This window comes from Bacteroides sp. D2 (assembly GCF_025147085.1).
Taxonomy (GTDB): Bacteria; Bacteroidota; Bacteroidia; order Bacteroidales; family Bacteroidaceae; genus Bacteroides.
This window is the reverse complement of record NZ_CP102261.1, coordinates 3807441-3830774: the sequence shown is the minus strand read 5'-3', so window position 1 is coordinate 3830774 and position 23334 is coordinate 3807441. Positions and strand designations below refer to the sequence as shown.

At 40.0% G+C, this 23334-nt stretch carries 16 protein-coding genes; 1 reads left to right on the top strand and 15 read right to left on the bottom strand.

Features of this window, described 5'->3' with window-relative positions:
* Nucleotides 1–113: 113 nt before the first annotated feature.
* The 11 genes from NQ505_RS13475 to NQ505_RS13425 form a co-directional block, all read right to left on the bottom strand.
* On the bottom strand, nucleotides 114–1109 hold the full coding sequence (locus NQ505_RS13475) for a FecR family protein (RefSeq protein ID WP_008999074.1): 996 nt from the start codon (nucleotides 1107–1109) through the stop codon (nucleotides 114–116).
* 47 nt (nucleotides 1110–1156) lie between these two features.
* On the bottom strand, nucleotides 1157–1720 hold the full coding sequence (locus NQ505_RS13470) for an RNA polymerase sigma-70 factor (protein WP_008999073.1): 564 nt from the start codon (nucleotides 1718–1720) through the stop codon (nucleotides 1157–1159).
* A 158-nt stretch (nucleotides 1721–1878) separates the two neighbouring features.
* Nucleotides 1879–4227 carry a glycoside hydrolase family 3 N-terminal domain-containing protein gene (locus NQ505_RS13465; RefSeq protein ID WP_259825081.1) on the bottom strand — a complete coding sequence of 783 codons (2349 nt, stop codon included), beginning with the start codon at nucleotides 4225–4227 and terminating at the stop codon, nucleotides 1879–1881.
* A 73-nt stretch (nucleotides 4228–4300) separates the two neighbouring features.
* A complete protein-coding gene (locus tag NQ505_RS13460; RefSeq protein ID WP_009000810.1) occupies nucleotides 4301–5377 on the bottom strand; it encodes a DUF1573 domain-containing protein in 1077 nt (358 codons plus the stop codon).
* A gap of 65 nt (nucleotides 5378–5442) precedes the next feature.
* Nucleotides 5443–6717, bottom strand: a complete 1275-nt coding sequence (locus NQ505_RS13455) for a BT_3987 domain-containing protein (protein WP_232293050.1) — start codon at nucleotides 6715–6717, stop codon at nucleotides 5443–5445.
* A 30-nt stretch (nucleotides 6718–6747) separates the two neighbouring features.
* Entirely contained in the window at nucleotides 6748–7962 is a 1215-nt protein-coding gene (locus NQ505_RS13450) for a DUF1735 and LamG domain-containing protein (protein ID WP_009000808.1), read from the bottom strand.
* Between the two features lie 22 nt (nucleotides 7963–7984).
* Complete coding sequence (locus tag NQ505_RS13445) at nucleotides 7985–9070, bottom strand: endo-beta-N-acetylglucosaminidase family protein (protein ID WP_009000807.1); 1086 nt, start codon at nucleotides 9068–9070, stop codon at nucleotides 7985–7987.
* 24 nt (nucleotides 9071–9094) lie between these two features.
* A complete protein-coding gene (locus tag NQ505_RS13440; protein WP_032853856.1) occupies nucleotides 9095–10708 on the bottom strand; it encodes a SusD/RagB family nutrient-binding outer membrane lipoprotein in 1614 nt (537 codons plus the stop codon).
* A 23-nt stretch (nucleotides 10709–10731) separates the two neighbouring features.
* On the bottom strand, nucleotides 10732–14025 hold the full coding sequence (locus NQ505_RS13435) for a SusC/RagA family TonB-linked outer membrane protein (RefSeq protein ID WP_009000805.1): 3294 nt from the start codon (nucleotides 14023–14025) through the stop codon (nucleotides 10732–10734).
* Nucleotides 14026–14279: 254 nt separating this feature from the next.
* A complete protein-coding gene (locus NQ505_RS13430) occupies nucleotides 14280–15200 on the bottom strand; it encodes a FecR family protein (RefSeq protein ID WP_032811819.1) in 921 nt (306 codons plus the stop codon).
* Between the two features lie 95 nt (nucleotides 15201–15295).
* Nucleotides 15296–17287: an SUMF1/EgtB/PvdO family nonheme iron enzyme gene (locus tag NQ505_RS13425; RefSeq protein WP_259825075.1), complete on the bottom strand. Its 1992-nt coding sequence runs from the start codon at nucleotides 17285–17287 to the stop codon at nucleotides 15296–15298.
* A 173-nt stretch (nucleotides 17288–17460) separates the two neighbouring features.
* Here NQ505_RS13425 and NQ505_RS13420 point away from each other — a divergent pair, with 173 nt between their 5' ends.
* Entirely contained in the window at nucleotides 17461–18024 is a 564-nt protein-coding gene (locus tag NQ505_RS13420) for an RNA polymerase sigma-70 factor (protein WP_009000801.1), read from the top strand.
* A gap of 542 nt (nucleotides 18025–18566) precedes the next feature.
* Here the strand turns inward: NQ505_RS13420 and NQ505_RS13415 are convergent.
* The 4 genes from NQ505_RS13415 to menD form a co-directional block, all read right to left on the bottom strand.
* Complete coding sequence (locus NQ505_RS13415) at nucleotides 18567–19703, bottom strand: AMP-binding protein (protein ID WP_009000800.1); 1137 nt, start codon at nucleotides 19701–19703, stop codon at nucleotides 18567–18569.
* A 31-nt stretch (nucleotides 19704–19734) separates the two neighbouring features.
* Nucleotides 19735–20760, bottom strand: a complete 1026-nt coding sequence (locus tag NQ505_RS13410) for an o-succinylbenzoate synthase (protein WP_009000799.1) — start codon at nucleotides 20758–20760, stop codon at nucleotides 19735–19737.
* Between the two features lie 61 nt (nucleotides 20761–20821).
* Nucleotides 20822–21646 (bottom strand): 1,4-dihydroxy-2-naphthoyl-CoA synthase, encoded by an 825-nt coding sequence (gene menB, locus NQ505_RS13405; protein WP_009000798.1) that lies wholly within the window; start codon nucleotides 21644–21646, stop codon nucleotides 20822–20824.
* A 3-nt stretch (nucleotides 21647–21649) separates the two neighbouring features.
* A complete protein-coding gene (gene menD / locus NQ505_RS13400; RefSeq protein ID WP_009000797.1) occupies nucleotides 21650–23317 on the bottom strand; it encodes a 2-succinyl-5-enolpyruvyl-6-hydroxy-3-cyclohexene-1-carboxylic-acid synthase in 1668 nt (555 codons plus the stop codon).
* Nucleotides 23318–23334: the final 17 nt, after the last annotated feature.

The window sequence follows — 23334 nt, the reverse complement described above, 5'->3', positions numbered from 1 at the left end:
TAATACTAAAAAGGATTTCATATCCGGAATCAGGCGGCATCCTTTTTCCGGATACTTTTTTTCATGACTAACTCGTTATTTTAAGGTTATACAAATGTTATATCTTGACTGATTTATTTCTTCTTAATCGCCTTTATGTAGCATATATCTTCTTCTATCTTATAATCAAATCCTCCTACCACTTCTTGCATCACATCCATCACCTCTTTTATGCTTGAGTTCTCGCGGAAACGGAAATTATATTTATCGTCATTGAACAAGTTGGCATTATATTGAAAAGTCATCGCATACCTACGTTCCAATGTTAAAAAAATATCTTTAATAGACACTCCTCTGAATACAAACATTCCCTTTTGCCAAGCTGTTACATCTTCTAAATTGGCATCAGCAAGCAGACTCTTTGATGTATTACGTAAATAAGTCACTTGTTGTCCGGGAGTCAGTATATAACTTTCTTTTCCACTATTACAATCCACCTTTATTTTTCCATGAATCAATGTAGCGACAATTTCTTCATTTTCAGGATAAGCCATGACATTGAATTCAGTACCAAGAGCTGTAACAGACATCGTTGTTGATTTTACGATAAAAGGTTGTTCGGGATTCTTCTTCACTTTAAAATTAGCCTCACCAATCAGATAGACTGTTCGTGTATCACCCTTGAATACTTCAGGATATAGTAAAATAGTACCAGAATTGGTTTGTACTTTACTTCCATCCGGAAGCTCTATTACATTCATTTTTCCAGCAGGGGTAAACTTCTCAACCATGGCAACTGCAGAATACATATCTTTAGTATAATAGAAAGTTCCCGAAATAACAACCATCAATAACACGACCGCTGCAGCTGCATATTGCCATGCTCGTATACGGAACCGAGACTTGGTATTCTGCTGGGGAACCCTTAACTTATCATATACATTCGCCAAGGAAGTCCATGTGCCTGCATCAACTTTACCTTCTGTTTCTTTCCATAGTGTATTCAACGCTGTATCTTTCTCATCAGCATGCTCCTCATCCACCAACCATTGATGTACTTCTTTGGTTACATTCTCACTATGCTCGGAAGCAGTAAATACATTGATAATTTTTTGAATATAATTCTTCATTTTAGATTTGCCTTATATAATATAGACAACTTGCTAAAACGGACTACTCAACTGAAATAGAAAAAAAATGCAATTAAGATGACTTTTTTTAATTCTTGTAGTGCAAGATAGATGTGGCGCTCCACTGTACGAATAGAAAGTTGCAGATTATCAGCGATTTCCTGATTACTCATTCCATTTTTCCGACTCATAGAAAAAACCTTTCTACGTTGTTCCGGCATATTATCTAAAGTGAGTTTTATTAAAAGTTGGAGTTCTTTAGCATAAAGCTTATCGTAAATATCAAATTCGAAAGAGGGGGAATCTTCCTGCACTAACTTCTCTTGATAACTAAGCTCCACGGACTGATGTTTCAGAAAGTTATAAATCTGATTACGAGCCATCGTATAAATATAACTATCCCATGTTTCTTTGTTTTCCCAGATTTCCGGATTATCCCACAGCTTGACAAATATATCCTGAGCAATATCTTCCGCATCTTCTTCCGAACGCAAAATCTTCCATGCAAAAGCCTTTACCTTCGGAAAAGTAAGAATGAAAAACTGCTCGAATTTCTTCTTCTTTTCTTGTTCACCAATATGTGTCATCAGAGATTTTCCGGTTATTATCATTTTTTATGGGAGCCAAAAGTAGATGCTTTTATTAAAAAAAACAAATAATATCAGCAATAAAAGCAATTTTATTATTTCCTCCAGACATTCATTTTCCGGTATATTCTCTTATTTACCTAGGTTTATAAAAGTGAGCAACAACATCCTAATAATAAAACTTATTTTACTAAAATAGAACCTTCTAATCTAATATCATCCGAAGAACTACCAATCATTACCTGAAAAGTTCCGGACTCTACTATTTGTTCCAGAGCCTGATTAATGATAGATAAATCTTCTTCTGCTAACGTGAAGACGATTAACTTTTCCTCTCCCTTACTTAAATAGAAACGTTCAAAATGTTTCAACTGTTTCATCGGCTGAACAACTGATGCATATTCATCTCTCATATAAAGTTGTGCTACTTCTTCACCATCATACTTCCCTGTATTCTTTACTTTAAATGAGACTTCAAAACAACGAGCAGATTTCTGCACTACCTGCAAAGCAGAATATTCAAAAGTGGTATAACTCATCCCATAACCAAAGCTATATAACGGAGAAGATGACATTTCCACATAATCATGATTTCGAGGAGCTTTCTTATTATAATAAACCGGAATCTGACCTACAGAACGCGGAACGGAGATTGGCAAACGTCCGGAAGGATTATAATCTCCAAAGAGAACATCCGCTATGGCATTTCCACCCTCCTGCCCCGGATAGTAAGCAGTCAGTAGTGCATCAGCATATTCCGAAGCCCAATTCTTTTCTAAAGGACGACCTTCAATATAAACGACAATCAAAGGCTTACCTGTCTTTTGCAAAGATTCCAATAGTTCTTGTTGTCTACCAAGTAAGGATAAACTGGCACGGTCAAATCCTTCTCCACACTCCATATCACTTACACTACCCTCTTCAGCTACAGCCGCACCTGTTTCTTTATAACTCGTTTTAAAATCACGGGCACTGGAACCACCCACAACCACAATTACAACTTCGGAGCGACGGGCAGCTTCAATTGCTTGTTCTATCTCATTCACTGTAGTATCACGAATAGCACAGCCTCGTACATATTCCACACGAGAAGGAGATAATTTTGTTATAATTCCATCAAGAACAGTTTTCACATTACTATCTTCCTGCGGAGCTGTATAGTCCCCTAACATATTATATCGATTGTCAGCATTAGGGCCAATTACCGCCACCTTATTTATCGTCTTGCTTAAAGGAAGAATTGAATTCTCATTTTTGAGAAGTGTTATGGAAGACTGTGCGATTTTACGTGCCAGTTCGATATGTTCTTTACGGCGTACTGTTTTAGCAGCAATTTTCGGATCCACATAAGGATGCTCAAACAAGCCCATCTCAAACTTCATCCGTAACACCCGGCAGACAGCCGTATCAATCACAGCCTTATCCATTTGTCCGGATTGAACTGCATGACAAAGGTTGGTATAAGCATCCCCACCCAAGTCAACATCAACGCCAGCCGTTACAGATTGTATGGCTGCATTCTCTTTAGTTAGAGCAACAAAGTGGCTTTCGTGAATCCCTTCAATACTATATAAATCGGAAACTACAAAGCCACAAAACTTCCATTCATTACGCAAGAGTTGAGTCAGCAAATAATGGTTCGACGTACAAGGTATCCCATCTATCGAATTGTATGAAGTCATTACAGACAATGCCCCTGAATCTATTGCCTTACGAAAAGGAGGAAGAAAATTCTGATGCAAATCACGAATACCGACTGAAGCATAATTACCATTCTGTCCACCCTCCGGCACAGCGTATGCCAGAAAATGTTTCAAGGTAGCTATGGTAGCGTATTTTTGTGATAGATTACCTCCACCTAAACCGTCAACCATAGACGCCCCTAAAATGCCACTCAACACAGGATCCTCACCAAATGTTTCTTCCACGCGGGACCAACGGGGATCACGGGTCAGATCAAGTACGGGACCGTAACTAATATGCCCACCTTGGGAACGAATTTCTTTAGCGATAACTTGACCAACTTCTTTTACTAATTCCGGCGACCAGGTAGCCGCCATTCCGATACCCGTAGGAAAAACTGTAGCACCAATTGCCATGTGCCCATGAGGGGCTTCTTCCGCTAAAAACATCGGAATTCCCAGACGGGTATTCTCCATCACATACTTTTGCAATGCATTTCCGGCTTTCGCTGCCAATTCTGGATTTAAGCCATTAGCCAATGTTTTCTTTGTCCAGGGATCAGCACGATAAGTTGCCCAAAGCATTCCGGCATTTCTTTCTTTAATCAATTGCTTGAACTTTCCGGAAGGATGAACCTCACTGCCATGGATTTCATACATTTCCCAACCTAAAGGACAAAGTAACTGACCGACCTTTTCTTCCAGAGTCATGCGGGAAAGTAAATCTGAAAGTCTTATATCTATTGACAAACTGGGATCTTTGTAAGCAGGTAACGAGGGAGAGGATTGAGTAAACCCCAAAGTACATACCATCTGTACCATCACCAAAATATACAATCGTTTTATCATAATGTTATATACAGTAAAATGACTCAATTAATTTATAGTGTATTTCTAATCTTTCAAATAGAGATATTCAACCCTACTTACCCATTTCTCCCTCAAATATAACTGTATGTACAGGCTGATGAGTATCATTTGTTATCAACTTGACCTTTGCATCCAATAGATGGTTTGAAGATGATACATTTAATTCAAACAGAACCTCCAAACACTCATTTTGCTTCAAAACCTTTTCACCCCGGATATTAGTAGAAACAAATTCCGGACATTCTATTTTGCGGATAATAAGAGGATTCGCCCCTTCATTAGTAACTTTAACTTTTCTCTGAATACGCTTTTTTAATGAGATATTCCCCAAATTAAAATAAGACTGTGAACACTTCATCCGGGGAGCAGTTGCCGTGCTTACTTTTCTCATATCATCAATCACTGTACCAAAGATTTGTATAGGAGAACTGTGTACGGAATTGGCACTAATAATAATCTTATCTTTAAATGTACCGTAAAAGCCTTTTAAAGGAGAAGCTGTTATTTTTATAGTCGCACAAGATCGACCTTGAAGAGATGATGGCATAGATATCGACAAACATCCACTCTTATCCAACAGCGAGTATGACAACCTGACTATTTTATCCGACCGATTATAGATTCTAATTTCCAATTGTTTTGGCCTCCCATTATGCTGTAACAGATCATAAGATAGAGTCATTCGGTCTGCCAGAATATCTGATGATAAAGAATAAGGATATTCATCCTCTATACGATTCATTGTATTTATCGTGCCTTTTACCCAAAGAGTATTGACACTTTGCCCTGAATTAGAAACAACCCTTATACTCTTAGAGAAAAAGTTTGTTCGCCCTTTAGGATCGAAAGTTACGGTAATAGTGCCTGTATGCCCTGGTTTTACAGGTTGTTTACTATAAACAGGAATGGCACACCCACAAGTTGAAATCACTTCTTCAATCACAACAGGAGAAGTATGTATATTAGTAAAATGAAAAGTATGACTCACTTTGCCTTCTACTTCCTGAATATTACCAAAATTCCAAGTAGTAGTATCAAAACGTAATACAGTTTTTCCCTGTTGTTGAGCACATACGCCAACAATAGAGCACAGTAAAACGATCAAAGCTGACATAAAACGTTTCATCATCATTTCTTTAAGTTAATATTGGGAGTTACGTAAAAACACAATAACTCCCAATATAAAATCACATTTTAATTATCTTGAGGCAAATCATTGAATTCTGCATTCCAAATGATGTTTGCCGAAGCAGGGAAAGTTAAATCACGCCCATTGCCCGAACTGTCCTTCAATGTATTTCCTTCTCCTTCATCCAATTTCCAATAGCCATATAAGTCCGACGAAGATGGAGAAGCTATTGTACGCAAGTTAGCTTTTACTTCTTCCGCCGTCAGACACTTCTTCCACATACGAATATCAGAAATCAGACCATCAAAATACATACTTGAACTTGTATTACCAAACTGAATACCAGTCAACGTATATCCCACCTTGAATCTTTGAGAAGAGGATGGTCCCCAACGTTTAGTAGGTTTTGCAGAAGCAACTTCCTCACCGTTAATATATAAACGATAAGCAACCTCAGTATTCTGGCCCGTTTTTGTTCCGTCACAAGTAATAGTCAACCTTACCCATTGATTAGCCGGCAACGTTATATTTTGATTAGCCAATGTCAAGTCACATTGACGATTACCAATATTAGACGCTCCCGTTGCACCGGTCACACGTAGTTCACAACCACTAAAAAACTCATTATTATTGTTGGTATCTTTACCACGCCATGTACCTATATAATTAGTTCCACTATGCCAACTATATGGATATACAAGCATCTCAAACGTATGTGTATTATCTTCAATCGTAACTACTTCATCATTTGCGAAACTTAACGTACGATACATATCCGTTGAATAAGAACTCATATTCAATCCCGGTATATAATCCAATTCCCCATCAATGCTAATCGTAAAATAAGAAACAGAACGAGTGTCCGTTACAAATTGTCCTACACACGTTTCATCTATTGTTGCAACAATAGGAAGCAAATATTCTTCACCTTCCACCAAACCGAACAACGATGAAAACTTAACTGATAAGGAATTGGATTCTTGCTGTCCTGCCTTCACTATCGCATTTTTAGCTTGCAACTCATAGACAAAAGCAGGCATCATCTTATAAGACGTGTTATTTGCAGCATTATAAGCCTCTACCATACTTTCGTCCACGGCAATGTCACACAATAAAGTAGTAGCAGCAGGTTTATCCAGTTTGATAGTATAATCATAAACATAGCTTCCTGCATCCAGTATCTCCCTATAATCAATAGAAACAGGTCCTGCTTCCGACTGTGGCATCTCTATTGTCGGCAATTCAATAAAATCATTGTCATCATCCGAACAGGATGTGAATCCTACTCCTCCCAATAAAACAAGCAAAAGGAGAGTTAATCTATTTATATTGTTTTTCATTATCATACAGTCTATTCATTTATTATTACCTTATTCAAGACATTTATTCGTATCATCATAAGTCCAGTCAATCGTGATTCCATTCTTATAACTGATATCACGCTTTGACGGAGATAAATCATAGAAAGTAGTTCCTTCTCCTTCATTCATTCTCCAATAAGACACAAGCCCATTGGTAGAAGGGTCTACCCCACATACATTTGCTTTAATTTCACGAGCAGACAAAGGACGAGTCCAAAGGCGCATCTCACTCAAACGACCATAAAACAATTGTGAAGATTGATAACCTTTTGAAGGCATACCGATCTGTACTCCATAAAGCGCATATTCATACGGAGCAACTGTCATTGAGTTATCTTTCTCTCCATTAATATACAATGTCAACGTACTGCCGTCATTTACCAAGGCAACAGCATACCAGGTATTTAAAGCAAAGCGAGTATTCGATGACATTTTACCCTGTTTAGTTGTTACATGCAGCTGGTTCGGCTCATCCGTTCCTTCACCAAAACGAAGCAGGTTCTGGTCACATTTAAAGCCCCCATCATCAATTGCTCCCCCTTCTACAGACGCCTCACTACCTCCAAATGAGCAAACACGGGTAGTACCGGAAGCTCCGGAAGAACGGAATTGAGTGGCATAAATCTTCACTTCCCATGTATAAGTAGGCAAGGAAGGAATAGGATCCGGAAGCAAAAATTGATAAGCCATAGAAGCCTGTCCTACATACGGAGCATGGAAACGCAATGTTCGGGATACTTTCAGGAAAATAGTACGTCCTGCTTCTATAATATCCAAATCTCCCGTCGCACTTTTTATGGTAACTGGTATCAAATAAACACGTCCCGGAACAAATTCCGAATCATCGGCAATTGAAAGAGAGGCAGCAGAAGAAATTGCCTGTCCTGCTGAAATCGTAACCTCCGGATTTTCAAATGTATATGATTTATCCGGAATGGGATAATAATTGGTTCCCATTTCCTCATTATAAGTATCAACCAGACTTGCATCAACAGCCAGATTCACCTGAATATCCGATTCAACGCGAGAAGTTGAAGTCACAGAAACAGCATACGCAGATGGAAATCCATCAATGGCAAACTTTACCAATCTATCCGAAGATGTTCCGGTCATTAACAACCCGTCACCTTTTTGAGCGGCTTCCTGGCATCCCTGCAGCATAAAAGAAGCTATTCCTATCAAAGCAGCTCCCCATATCTTTTTTATATTATTCAATGTTTTCATACCTTGCATACAAATTTAAAATTCATCCATTTTCTTCTTCCGTTTCTTGTTTAGTAGACTGTTGTACAGGCTTTCCGGCAGGATTTTGTTCCTGAATACCACGTCGAAGGCTATAATAAGGAATAGCGGCTTTCTCTTTATCACCTATAGCCTGATTAGCAGGACGAGTGGTATTGTATTCATATTCAAAATAATATCCGCCGAATCCGCCTTTTCGTCCTTGTGTAGGATTCCAGCGTGCCATACCTATTACAGAATAGATTGGATTGCCCCATGAATCTACTTTATTTCCATCGGCTTCCGTAAATTCGACTCCACCATTCTGCCAGTACCATCCCATTTGTTCCGTAGCAACGAATTTTTCAGGAGGACACCAGCTGCTAAGCTGGTCAAATTTAGATTGCAAACTTTGAGCACTACCGGTGGTGTAACATTGTCGTACAAAATAATCGACATAAGGTTCTGTTTCCTTAGGAGGCAGCTGATTATAGAAGTCAACAATTAATAATTTGCCTGTACCCGATTGAGGACCGAAATAATTTCCCAATACCTTTATAAACTTTGTAAAGTTATCATTTTGCAACCAGTCGCCTTCCGGTTCGTAGTCCAAGTCCAAACCATCCAGATCGTTACGCAACACACATCTCACAAGATGTAAAGCATAAGCCTCGATACCTGCGTCGGTTTTAGGAAACTCCGTACTTCCAATACGGCAAATCGTACACATCACAACGCGAGTCCCCTTTACTGTACGGATATAATTCATTTCCTCATAAGCAGTCGGCAAATAACGCTCGTTATAATAACTAGTTTCTACATAAGCCGGATTGTTGGAAGGAATACCTGACCACAGACTGACGATGTCCAGACTATCCGGCAAACCTGTGAAATGAAGTCCCTGCGAAGGAGATGCTTCTGAAGTATAACCGGCATACCAGCCGAAACAAATAGCATGATCTGTTTTCTTATATTCACGTAAGTTCTGATAATATTCTTCATTATAAGTATTAGCCGCCTGTATAACTTCCGGTTCAATATCCGTATCACAACCACTCACAACAAATGTCAAGAGATAGGTGAACAAAAAATATACATAATTTCTTTTCATATTCTGCATTATTTAAGTAACCAATTATTTATTAGGCACATCCCACCACAATCTGACACCCGGGTTATCTACGCCACCTAAAAGTGTGATGCCTTTATCCAACTCTGTTCTATTCGTATTATATTCCGATTCCGGATAAGGTAATCTGCGGATTTGTATATTTGTGTCTACAGAACCTCCGGAACTTTCGTTCACAACAACCGGAAATACTTTCGGGTAACCGGTACGGCGGAACTCTGTCCATGCCTCTTGTCCCACCGGATAAAGAGCAATGTACTTTTGAGTAATGATTTGTTCCAGATTTGTTCTAAAATCTCCCGATTCATCCCAAGCGATAGAAACAGTCCCCAAAGCATCCATGGAATGAGATGATGTCACCGGATCCTCATAATTGGCAGGCACATATCCACCCGCCGCAGTTCTTGTCAGATACGCGTCAGCTCCTGATGCACCATGTTCATCAAAAGACATTCTTATTCCATCTTCATAATACTTTTTAGCATCGGCATTCGTTCCCCAACGCAAAGCATATTCCGCCAACAAGAAATATGATTCGGATGAACGCATCCACACTACATTGGAAGTAGCAGTTGCCTGTGGTTCGGCAAAGATTCCTGTTATATATTTATCCTTACTTACGTCCTTTGACATTCCGGCTCTTATACCCCGATATTTTCCACCCGTACCTGCCTCGAAGTAAGCAGAAAGTCGTGGATCCTGATAACCATTCATGTATGAATCCAGCGTCGCTCCCATACAAATATCATCCCATCCTTTCAGAATATACAGAGGACTTTCATAAGTCGCTATTGGAGTAATATGCTGAAGTTCTGCTAAATCAGACTTCACATTCATCAATCCATAACTATTGCCAATAGCCAGTTGGGCTTCACTTTTTGCCTTTGTTTCATCCACATAGGCAAGATGCAATGCAAGACGCAAACGAAGTGAATTGGCAAACTTTATCCAAGATGTAACATCACCGTTGAACACGCAATCCCATGATGACAAAACTTTACTTCCGGATGCAGCATAACTATCCAAGTTATTGATAGCTCCATCCAATTCTTCAAAGAATCTGTAATAAACATCCTTTTGCGAATCATAAGGCACTTCTTTTGAAACTCCAAAATTCAAATAAGGAATAGGCCCATAGGTATCTGTCACACGATGCATTGCCGCTACTTTCAAAATCTGCGCCATAGAAAACCGGGGATCTTCGTCATTGTTAATCGCTTTTCTTATTTCACGCCAGGCATTCATAGTCGTCAGGTAATTGGTAGTGAACATATCACCATACCAACTTCTTTTATCCCAATTGTAACGACCGGCAGAATTGATACTAGGAGCAGGAAAACCAAAATAGCCGACATAGCCATCTCCACCCATCACTTCCACAGTCTGATATCTGTCCGAACCGATATTAAGTCCCGGTTGTGCTACCACCAGTACGTTCTGCTCCATCTGTAAAAGAAGAGAACCAGTTCTCACATTATCCCAATCCGTCATCTCGTCGGTTGCTTCATTAGGATTGGTATTGTACTCCAGAAAATTTTTCGTACAACCTACATTTATCATGATTACTCCAAGGAGTAAGTAGTAGTTCCTTACTTTAAAAAACTTACGTATGTTCATCATTATTTTTTTTAAAGGTTATCCAATTAGAAAGAAATCTTTGCAGAAAATCCCATCGATCTCAAACTCGGTTGCATGAAATAGTCCATACCCTGGTTATAAGTACCTGTACTTGCAGTAGATTCCGGGTCAAATGGAGCCTTACAATACAGCATCCATAAATTACGTCCTACAAAGGATACATTCAATCCAGAAATCCATTTACACCATTTATTGATCGGAATATCATATCCCAATGTCAATTCTCCCAAACGAACATTAGTCATACTATATACATACATAGAACCTACATAACCTGTACCATTAGCTCCGATAGTCTGATACCATGTCTGGGCATCAATCATCTGGCCGTTTACTTTCACGCCACCATTATCCCGTGCTTCTGCCGATGTCTTAGACACTCCATAATAGTCCATTACAGCTTGAGTGGCAGAAACTCCGATACCGCCTACACGGGCATTCAACATAAATCCGAGGCTGATTCCTTTCCAATTAAATTCATTTCTCCAGCTAAGAGTATATTTCGGATTGGTATTACCGGCATAGACATAATTATTCTTATCTGTTTCCAATGCACCTGTCATTGAATTCATCCAGATATGTCCATGCTCATCAGTTCTCATTGTATTAACATAAACATCTCCCATAGAGCCCCCTACTGTTAGCCGTTGTTTGGCACCGCCTAACGAATAGACATCCATTTCGTCGAGATGTACTGTCACTCCCAACTCTTCATTTGTATATTCAGGGAGTAATTGGTCAATGCGGTTTCTGTTGAGCGACCATAGTAAAGTGGTTTTCCAATCTACAGGCCCTATATTCTGTTTAAAGCCAAGAGCTAACTCAATACCTTTATTCGTTACTTTACCTGCATTTACATATAGTTTAGAATATCCGGTTGTTGTAGAAATTTCCGGACTGAAGAGCTGATTCTCTGTATATGTCTTATAAGCTGTCACGTCCAGTGTCAGTTTATTATCAAACAGACCTAAATTAAATCCTCCTTCCCATGAATGAGTTCTCTCCGGTTTAAGGTCTTTTATCGGGAAATAAGAAGTGGTATTCAATCCTCCCAACACTGCGTAAGTAGTGATAGCCCTGAATCTTTCCGGTGCATTACCCACCTCACTATATGAAAGGCGAACCTTTGCATAAGAAAGAATGTTAGATTTCATTGTAAACATATTAGTCAGAATTGCTGAAGCACCGATAGAAGGATATAATATGGAAGAATGGTTTGTTCCTGCCAAAGCAGATATCCAGTCATTACGTAACGAACCGTCTACATAAACCATGCCCTTATATCCTAATGAGAATGTTCCGAATAAAGAATTGGTACGGTCGTGATAGTTCGTTTTTTTATAGGTTAATTTACCGGAAACGTTCGCATTGTTAGAAGTAAACAGATTAGGAATGGTCAGTAATCCTCCTCCAAAATTAAGCTCCTTATAATCCAAATCCAATAAACTGGCACCTAAAGATGCTGTCAAATTCCATGTGTCGTGATAAAAATATTTATTGATATTCAACATGGCATCCGCATATATCTGACTGGTATTCTTGTTCGATTGCACGTATGCTCCTTTATCCGAGTTTTCAGCAATCACATTCAAAGTGGAAGCATACATTTTCTTTTCCGAGTTGATAGTTTCCTTATCCAGTTTCACGCGTCCGGAAACATTCAACCAATCTGTTATCGTATATTTTAGTGAACCGCTTGCCAGAAAACGGTCTTTCTTGTTGGTATACATATTCCGGTTCGTAATCCAGTAAGGATTCTGCATGGATAATCCATTTTCTTTCAATGGCCAGAACTGTGTTTTTATGTTACGGTCTACATCATATCGTTCATAATACTGATATTTCGAGAAATCATCACCGCGCGGAAATAAATAAACGGGAACCAATGGATTGGCATACTCTCCTTGCGACAACATATTCTGTTCCTTTACATTAGAATACATAAAACTTAAATCCATCGTCAGTTTATCATTCAGCATAGAGGTCGTGTTACGAACAGAGAAATTATATCTGTCCAAGTCATTATTCTGAATGATACCCCGGGCATTCACAGCACCTACGGATACATAGGTTTGATTTTTTTGTGTCCCTGTAGTCAGACTTACAGTGTTTGCTACATTGTAACCTGTCTGGAAAAAATCTTTAACTTCATAATCGGTAGGAGATGACAATTTAGATGCCCAACTATACCACTCTCCAGTTTCCGAACCATACGTATTCTGGAATTCCGGCAATCGGAATGGTGAATAGAAGGTTGAATTATTACTGTAAGTCAATCTGGTTTTATCTACAGCCCCTTTCTTCGTTGTGATAAGTACCACACCATTGGCAGCAGCCGAACCGTATAGTGCAGCGGCGGCCGATCCGCTAAGTACTGAAATTGATTCTATATCATCAGCGTTGAAGTTAGCCAATCCGTCACCGGATTGTCCGGCACCTGTATACTGATCGTCAGGTTGTTCACCTGATATATTAGCCAAAGGAACTCCATCTACTACATATAGAGCGTTGTTATTACCGGATATAGACTTCGTACCACGCATTACCACACGGGCACCACCTCCAATACCGGATGAACTTGCATTAATATTCACACCCGCCACCTTACCGGCAAGACTGCTCATCACATTCATATCTTTCGCCTTTGCCACTTCGTCCCCGCCAATCTGCTGCACATTGTATGTCAAAGACTTAGTTTCTCGTTTAATGCCCAAAGCCGTTACAACAACCTCATTCAAGACTTTGGTATCTTCCGTCATCACAATGGAAAGCGATTTATTATCTGCAACCTTCACCTCTTGAGAAGCATATCCAATATAAGAGATCTCCAATACCGCTCCCTTTTTAGCTTGAATCTGAAAGTTTCCGTCGAAGTCTGTAATAGCACCGGTAGTTGTTCCTTTTACTTTCACATTCACTCCGATCAAAGGTTCTCCTTTTGTATCTTTCACTGTACCTTTTACCTGGATAGTCGGATCTTGCTCTGTTACATTCAATTTATTGGTAGACAAGATAATCTGCTTATCAACCACTGTATAAGTAATGTTGGTTCCTTTAAACACCTCATCAAGAATATCCAGTATCTTACCTGAATTGTTTCTCACAGAAACAATACGGTTCTTCTGAATTGTTTTATCATTATAAAGGAAAACATAGTCGGACGTCTCCTCTATTTTATTCAGTACCTGTTCTACAGATACATTGTTCATTGAAATGGCAACCCGCGTTCGCTGGGCATAACCATCTTCGGCAGAAAGTTGTAATACTACTGCGAAAAGTAGTGCTAGACTAATCCTCATAACTAAAGGAAGTTTTAGATTTAAAGCATATTTAGGACATAATGCTGTAAATGAATGATTTTTTTTCATACATTTGTGGCTAACTAAAGTTTATTACTAAATGAACTATGGTTTGATTCCGGCTAGTGTTTGCGAGACCTTGTACCGTGAATCTGGAAAATTCGGAGGAAGACAGCTGTTGGTAGCAGCTTTCTTCCTTTTTTCTTTTATTCTCTTGTGTTATTCCATGGGCTTTTATTTTAAGGGTTACTACTCTAATATAAATCTACTCTAATTTTAGTCTTTGATAATGTATCATCTGCCTGTTGTTGCGGTTCTTCAATTTTCCATTTTAAATCGGCAGACCTGGCCAGATAATCCAATATCTGCGACAGAGTTTCAGTCCGGAAAGTAGCCCGGTACTTATATTCTTTTCCAGACCTATTGTTAAACTGAATTTCTACATTGAAATGTCGTTCCAGACGCTTCAGGATTTCTTCCAATGAAGCATTTCTGAAAATTAGTTTTCCATCTTTCCAAGCTATCTTTCCATAGACATCCACTTTATTTTTTTTCGACTTTTGACTCTGTTTGTCGTAAAGCAACTGTTCTCCAGGAGCCAATACAATTGTCTCCTGATCGGGGGTTATCACATTTACCTTACCCTTTTCCAATACTGTTTCTATATAATTATCATCCTCATAAGCAGCTACATTAAATTTGGTACCATAAACATATACGCTCAAGCCATTCGGAGTATTTACATAGAAAGGACGATCTTTGTCTGCCTGCACTTCGAAATATGCTTCACCCTTCAACTCTACCAACCGGTTGTCTTTCTTGAAAGTGGTAGGATAACGCAATGTACTACCCGCATTCAACCATACTACAGAATGATCTGGAAGTTCATAACGTATGACAGAACCGGTAGCGGTTACCACCTCTGCATATTTTTCGTCGGTTTCTGTTCCACTAAAATATAAATATCCCAAAACCAGAGAAGAGAGAAATAAAGGTATAGTCAGAAATGCCGCATAACGCATCAGTTGATTATACATGTTCTTTCTTCTATTAGTTTTTAGTTTGGCTTGTGCTTGATAATAGGCACCCAATACATCAATGGATTCCATTTCTTTAATATCATCTCCCAATGCTTGTGCTTTACGGAGCAATGATTCCGGACTCATATTTTCCATATTTTCTTTCAAAATCTTATCTTTTAATTGTAATTACACTTATAATACAACTGAAGTAATTGGAAAAGGACAGCAAAAACAAACTTTTTTTTATTTTATTTTTCGAGCCATGCCAAATTGAAGCGGTAATGCAATCGGCTACTAAGGATATGAACCACATTATCAGGAGTTTGTGTTCCTGCAAGATAGCCACGTGGTTCAGCATGATTTTCATCCATTTCGAAATATCCCGTCCATGCTCCACCGTTTAAAAAGCGATATTCACCGTCCGTCAGTAGTTTTCTTACCGGCCATGTTTTTCCCTCATCGTAGGAAAGAGCCGCATACATGCCATATCCTTTCTTCACATTTCCATTTTTATCTTTAAATTCCAGACCACGTTCTTCCAAAGGCGTACGTTGCGGATGGTCTGTAAAAGAAACCAATAATAAAGGGCCTTCATTCAGTCTCATTAAAACAAGACGCTGACCTCCGTCAATAGGAGGGAGTTCGCTTGCTACATATTTCCAGGTCTTTCCCATATCATCTGATATGCTCATTGGCATTCGGAGTTTTCCTTCTTTATTCCGTATGCTATTACCACGCCCCATAGCCATCAAACTTCCGTTCTCTAATTGTACAATCCCCGCATGGATACCTGCGATTGTACTTCCCGTTCCTTCTTCTTTGAAGTCTGGCAAAGGAGCGCCATCCCAAGGATCGCACCATGTTTTTCCTCCATCTTTACTGATTTGAACAGCTGCCCCGTCATGACTGCCGGGACCCGCATCACAGGCTTGAACCAGCCATCCCTCACGTGTGCAAATCGTACCAGCTATTACCTGATGACGTTTGGTATGTTCGGGAGCTATCAGTTTAGGAGTGCTCCATGAAGCACCGTTATCTGTGCTGGTACGTAGTACCATTGCGAGATTCTGCCAGTCACCCGATGCTTCCACTCCATTGATATGATACAATTTTCCTTTTCCATCATTGAGCAAAGCGCTTCCTGTCATATTCCGATCCGGAACTTTAAAGAATAAAGAAGCCACATCCCAATCAGTATGCCCGGCACGCAAGCGGGAACCGAGTACTACCATCCCTCTCCCATTCTCTTCATTTGCAGAAAACCATATTGCCAGCAAATCTCCATTATCACACCACGTAACTGCAGGCTGATGATTATGCAGATAAAATGGGGTATTCGAATCACATGCCGGACGTACCACAAATGGTATCGGAGGCAGAAACATCGGTGTGATAGCAGATATTTTTTTCCATTTTATAGATGTATTTTTTACAGATTCCTGATTGAACGGGACAGGGGCAGATGTTCCCGATACATTCAAACGAGTATCTGCTTCCACAATTCTAAATCCGGTTTGGGAATGTTTATCTTCCGGGAGCATAGCCAGTCGATTGGCACTTCGCAAGTATTTCTCCGGGGTGTGATGACTCCCTCCTCTAGTGACCCGAAACTCTCCTGCCAATGGTCCTGCCGGGTCTTTCTGCTTTTCTGCGGAATAAGAAGCATACCAATCCAAGCACCATTCTTCCACATTTCCATGCATATCATAAAGCCCGAATGTATTAGGAGGAGTCTGGGCTACTTTTAAAGATACCGGATCAAAGTCACGAACCACTTTTTGATTCCGATGATAAACTGCAGGTAACCCGTCTCCTGTAGAAAATAGTGTGTATGTGCCTGCCCGACAAGCATATTCCCATTCCGCTTCTGTTGGCAAACGATAGTTTTTGCCTTCTTTCCGGCTAAGCCATTCACAAAAGGCAACAGCATCGGAATAACTCACATTGACGACTGCTTCATCATCTTCCAGCGAAACACCGTTTTTTCCTCGTAATGCCCGATGTTCCGGACGGAATGATTCATATTGCGCATTCGTTATTTCAGTGATTCCCATACGAAACGGGCGAGAGATTATTACCTGATGGATAGGAGCCTCATCAAAATCTTCGCCTAATCCGTCACTTCCCATATAAAAACTTCCGGCAGGTATTTCAGCCATCGGAATAAAAGACTTGGAAACTTCTTGAGAATGTATTGGCAAACAAAAGGTTATAGCCAATAAAAAAAACTTGTTTTTCATATTTTAATCCTGTTTATATATAATACAATCAACCTATATACAAAAGGACAGTCTTATCTGATTATTTTCTATTCATTAGGGGTGAAAGCAAAAAAAAGAATCGAAAATGAGGCTTTGATAATTATCTTATTATATATTTGCAACGAAATGAAAAACTACAGAACCTCAAAATAATGAAAATATCTTTTTCTAAACAGACTAAAGAACGGGCTTTCAAACAACTTTATGAGGAGTATTATGCCCCATTTTGTTTGTATGCAAAAAGGTTTGTTGATGATAAAGAAACACGTGAAGACATCGTTTCGGATGTATTCACCTCATTATGGGATAAACTGGATACTGATTCTTTTGATCTTCAATCGAACACTGCATTAGCTTACATCAAAATATGTGTAAAAAATAGCTGCCTGAATTTCCTGAAACATCAGGAATATGAATGGAGCTATGCGGAAAATATACAGAAGAAAGCTCCTGTCTATGAAACAGAACCGGATAGTATATATACTCTTGATGAGCTATACAGAATGTTGTATGAGACATTAAACAAACTTCCCGAAAACTATCGAACCGTCTTTATAAAAAGCTTCTTTGAAGGCAAAACGCATGTAGAAATTGCAGAAGAGATGAATCTTAGTGTGAAATCTATCAACCGTTACAAGCAAAAGACAATGGAACTATTACGTAATGAACTGAAAGACTATCTGCCATTGTTACTTTTGTTATTCCATCACGCATAACAGCCACTCCTAATCAACACATACAAACTATTACTTGTCCGTCCGGAAAGTATTAATAATAAAGTTGCTATTGCCTAATAGCAAACTTCCAATCCTTTATATATAAAGCTGCTTTCGACTAATCATAAACTATAAATGCAAGCTTCGTTTTTATAATCAAAGGTTGCATTTATAAAAATGAAACTTGCAATTATATAATCAAAGCTTGCAATTATAGCTTATAATAGGTGAAAAACAAGTTTACTATTAACCCCAAACAAGTTTATCTATAATGAAGAATAACTTTGCTATTAATGATTTAGGCGTAAAATAGCAGTAGATTGTTATACAACTGCTATGAGAAATAACGAGAATGAGTATGAGAAATGCCAACTTTTAAAAGTATTTCTCATATTCTATTACATTATGTTTCAACAGGTTGACTTATATTCATGAGAATATGAGAAATAGAATTGCCAAATCGCTTATGGGAGGCTGAATTCAAGTTGTAAATGCGACACCTCCTTGTTTTACAAGTTCACTAGTTTTACCGGAAACCTCAACTACATTATTGCATCATCATGTAGTTCTATGGATGGGAACTGATGCGAATGGGAAAGGTATGATGCTGCCAAAGCGCGACATCCGACACGATCAATTTTGCCGTTTTCCGTCTGTGGAATAAATTCTGTAATAAAAATATGTTTGGGACGATAATATGGTTCCAATGTTGCCTGCAACTTATTTTCTATCTCCCTTGTGTCCAATTGTCCCACTATCAATAAGGTTACAGCCTGCCCTAAACGCTGATCCGGAACTGAAGTAATGACAAAGGACACAGGAATAAACGGGCGAAGTAACTTCTCCATCTCCTCTGCTTGAATCTTAATTCCGCCACTGTTAATCACATTGTCTTTCCGGCCTAGAATCATAAAACTTCCATCGGGATAGATACGTGCAATGTCATTGGTCTGCAATGTTTCGTCACATACCAAAGGGGCATCAATGATTAATGTATTCTCTGCGGATAAAGACAATTTTACTGAAGGAAATGGATAATAATGTTCTGAAGCCGATGCTCCGTTCAGACGACGAAGGGCAATATGCGACAAAGTTTCAGTCATGCCATAAGTGGAGTAAACGGCAGTCGGAAGATGGTTTATCTCCGTTTCCAGAGCCTCATCAACGGCTCCGCCTCCTATAATCAGAATATCCGTTTGTTTTAATCGCTCTTTTTCTTCGGGAACCTGCATCGTGTTATAAACTTGCAATGGGACCATTGCCACAAATCTCAAAGATTCTTTTATATCCGCCAACGGATGACCGGAAGCAGGACGAACAATCAGGTTCAAGCCTGCAACCAATGAACGTACGACCACCATCATTGCACCGATATAACGAAGATTCATACATAATAATGCCGACTCACCTTTCTTCAAATTCAGAAATTCACAAGTCAGACGTGCACTTTGCATCATTTGATCCTTGCGTACCATCAGTTCTTTAGGTATACCCGTGGAGCCCGATGTATGAACTGTAATAACAGGAGAATCATTAAACCATTCGTTCAGGAAAAGATATAAATCCCAATAAGCAGGAGAATGAGCTTCTGCTCCTCCTGCTATCAGTTGGCTTATTTCTTCAAAAGTGTATTCTTTTCCTTCCAGTAGCAAGCGCTGTTGTTGTCGATCGAATATCATCAGAATATCCTTTAAATACCACTAAATACCATCATTTACAAAACCACAGGCAATCTTTTCTGATTTCAAGAGGCACTTCTATATTGTCAGTAAAGAGCATACCCGTTCCCAATCCTTGTGGTAACGGATTATTGAATGTTGCACACCAATGGGCGATAGCATTCAAACCAATGTTGGACTCCAAAGCGGAAGTGATCCACCAGCCGATATGTTGCTTTTCCGCTTCCATAATCCATTCATCCCCTCCACATATTCCTCCGTGGAGAGATGGTTTAATGATGATATATTGCGGACGGATGGTTGCCAGCAGTTTCTTTTTTTCTTCCAGCGTGTTGCATCCTATCAGCTCTTCATCCAATGCTACTGGCAACGGAGATTCAGAAGTGAGCCGAGCCATTTCTTCCCATTGTCCGGCACGAATCGGCTGTTCGATAGAATGTAAATCAAATTCTGACAGACGTTTCAGTTTTTCCATTGCATCACCCGGAGAGAAAGCACCGTTTGCATCTACACGCAACTCTATTTCTTTAGAAGAGAAATGGGTACGAATATGACGTAACAACGCCAATTCTTTTTCAAAATCGATAGCACCAATCTTTAGTTTGACACAACGGAATCCGGCTTCCATCTTTTTCTCGATCTGGGATAACATGTGATCAAAATCTCCCATCCAGATCAGGCCGTTGATTGGAATCCCTACCTCTCCACGTGAAAAAGCCGTATCGGACAAAGCCCAACTCCCTGCAAAGAAATGCCAGATAGCCGTTTCCAAACCAAATAAGATGGAAGGATATTGGCATAAAACATCCTTATCCCACATTCCTTGTTCTTTCTCTACTTGCCGACAAATTCTTTTTAATATATCTTCATAATCAGGGAGATCATCACAACTTAAAGCGGGCAAAGGCGCGCACTCTCCAATTCCCACTCTACCCGGAAAGTCAGGAGAAGTAAAGTGAAGATACCAGACTTTTCGGGTAGTATATATTCCCCGGGAAGTTCCCGCGGGTTGCTTGAAATGAAGCAACCGGGGAATAATATCTATCTTACAATCCATAATGAATATCTTTTCAATCTGCTAATTACTGCACAATCAGTCTTTCATTAGCCTATCATTTTTAAGGGAATTTCGGATATTGTTTGAAGTTCGGTTTACGTTTCTCCAAGAACGCATTCTTGCCTTCCTGTGCTTCATCCGTCAGGTAATAAAGTAATGTTGCGTCACCTGCCAACTCCTGAATACCTGCCTGACCATCCAGTTCGGCATTCAATCCCGCTTTAATCATGCGCAAAGCCAACGGACTAAGCAACATCATTTCTTCCGCCCACTGCACGTATTCATCTTCCAGTTGTTCCAAAGGTACTACCTTATTCACCAATCCCATATCCAATGCTTCCTGTGCATTATACTTCCGGCAAAGGAACCAAATTTCACGTGCTTTCTTCTGCCCTACCACGCGTGCCAGATAAGATGCACCGAATCCGGCATCAAAGCTACCCACGCGAGGACCTGTCTGACCGAAAATGGCATTTTCCGAAGCAATGGATAAATCACATACTACATGGAGCACGTGTCCGCCACCAATGGCAAAGCCGTTCACGGCAGCAATCACAGGTTTCGGAATACTACGGATTTGCTTTTGCACATCCAATACGCTCAAACGAGGCACACCGTCTTTTCCGATATATCCGCCATGTCCTTTCACATTCTGGTCGCCTCCCGAACAGAATGCCTTATCACCGGCTCCGGTAATTACAATCACATCAATATCCGCTTCTTCACGGCAAATGCGCAATGCATCACTCATTTCGGCAGTAGTAGTCGGGGTAAATGCATTCCGATAACGTTCACGGTTGATTGTGATACGGGCAATTCCATTATAATAATCAAAAAGAATATCGTCGTATTCTCTGATGGTTGTCCACTCTCTTTGTGTTGGCATAATTTATTTTTGTTTTAATTGATGATAATAATTCTTCAACATACGTGCATCCTTGTTTTTGTTGGTAAACACTTCCAGGAGCACAGGTTGTTCCATAGTTTCCGGCTGGGTGAAAGTTTTCATTGCTTCAGTTAGCTCTTCATCATTTTGTACCTGCAGATAAAGGAAACCACGTTCCTCCGCCCAGCCTTTGGCTGACGTTTTATGAACTGCTGCAATAAATTTATGTGAGGTGCCCGACATATCCAATCCCGGTAAAGTATGGAAAATCTCTCCTCCTCCGTTATTTAATAAAAGGATACGCAGGTTGGAACGGACGTTGATATTCCATAACGCATTCATATCATAGAAGAAACTTAGATCTCCGATAGCTATGAAATTCAGTTTGTCGGAAGCTGCCGCATAACCGACAGCGGTAGACAACGACCCTTCAATACCACTTGTTCCCCGATTGCAACAAACTTCAATTGTAGGAGGAATCGAATATAGTTGTGCATAACGAACTACCGAACTGTTTGCCAGATGCAATGCACAGGACTCCGGCAAAGCTTTCAATAATGTACCGACAGCCAACATCTCCGAATAGGCAAAATCCGGTTCGGGAATAATCTTACAATAATTCTCCCATACACGGGGATAGTCAGGAGTCCGGTTATCCAGCAGGCTGGCGATCTTCTCCAGAAATTCAAACGGGTCCATCTCGATCATTGTAGTCAATGAGCCGTACAAATCGACCACCTCACCCTCCGGCGATACGTGCCAATGCTCTTTAGGCGGATGCTGACGGAGAAACTTCTTCAATCGTTTGGAAACGACATGTCCTCCGTAAGTAATCAGCAATTCGGGAACCATCTGGTCTATCTTCTCTTCGGGCATGGCATAAAGTGCCGCATCGAAATTCTTTACCGGAATACCGGGAACTGTCTGATTGCCGATATGTTCCGTCAACCAGGCAAAATGTTTATATAATAACTTGATATATCTTTTTTCAAACAGATAAATAAGGTTCATCTGACCGATGATAATCATGCGCTTCTGATATTTATTCATCCGGTCGACCAGATCATTATAATCACGGTCATAGACGTTCAATCCCTGATAACGGGTTATCACACGTACTTCCGGGAGTGCATCTACCGTGAATTGAAACAGCGGTTCGGAAATAGGAACATTGATATGCACCGGGCCTTTTCCATGATGATTCGTCTCCAGCAAGGCTTCATTCACCAGGCGATTACAATACCATTCATCTTCTTCCGTATGAATCTCCGGAAGATTGACCGACTTCTTTACCAGCGTTTGAAACACACCCGGTTGCGGCACTGTCTGTCCATCCATCTGTCCGATCCAGGCAGCGGGACGGTCTGCTGAAATGACAACTAAAGGAACATTCTGATAAAATGCTTCCGCTACAGCCGGATGAAGATTTAATAATGCAGTACCGGAAGTGCAGCACACAGCAGCGGGCTTACCACCATTCAACGCAAGACCAATAGCAAAATAACCGGCACTCCGTTCATCCGTCACTGCATAACAGGTGAAGTTCGGATGATTAGACAAAGTATGTACGATGGGCGTATTACGACTACCCGGACACAACACAACCTTAGTAATCCCGTGCGCCTCGAGCAACGCAACCAACTGGAGTATGTTCTTCTTGTCTGTATACATGATGATAATTATTAGTA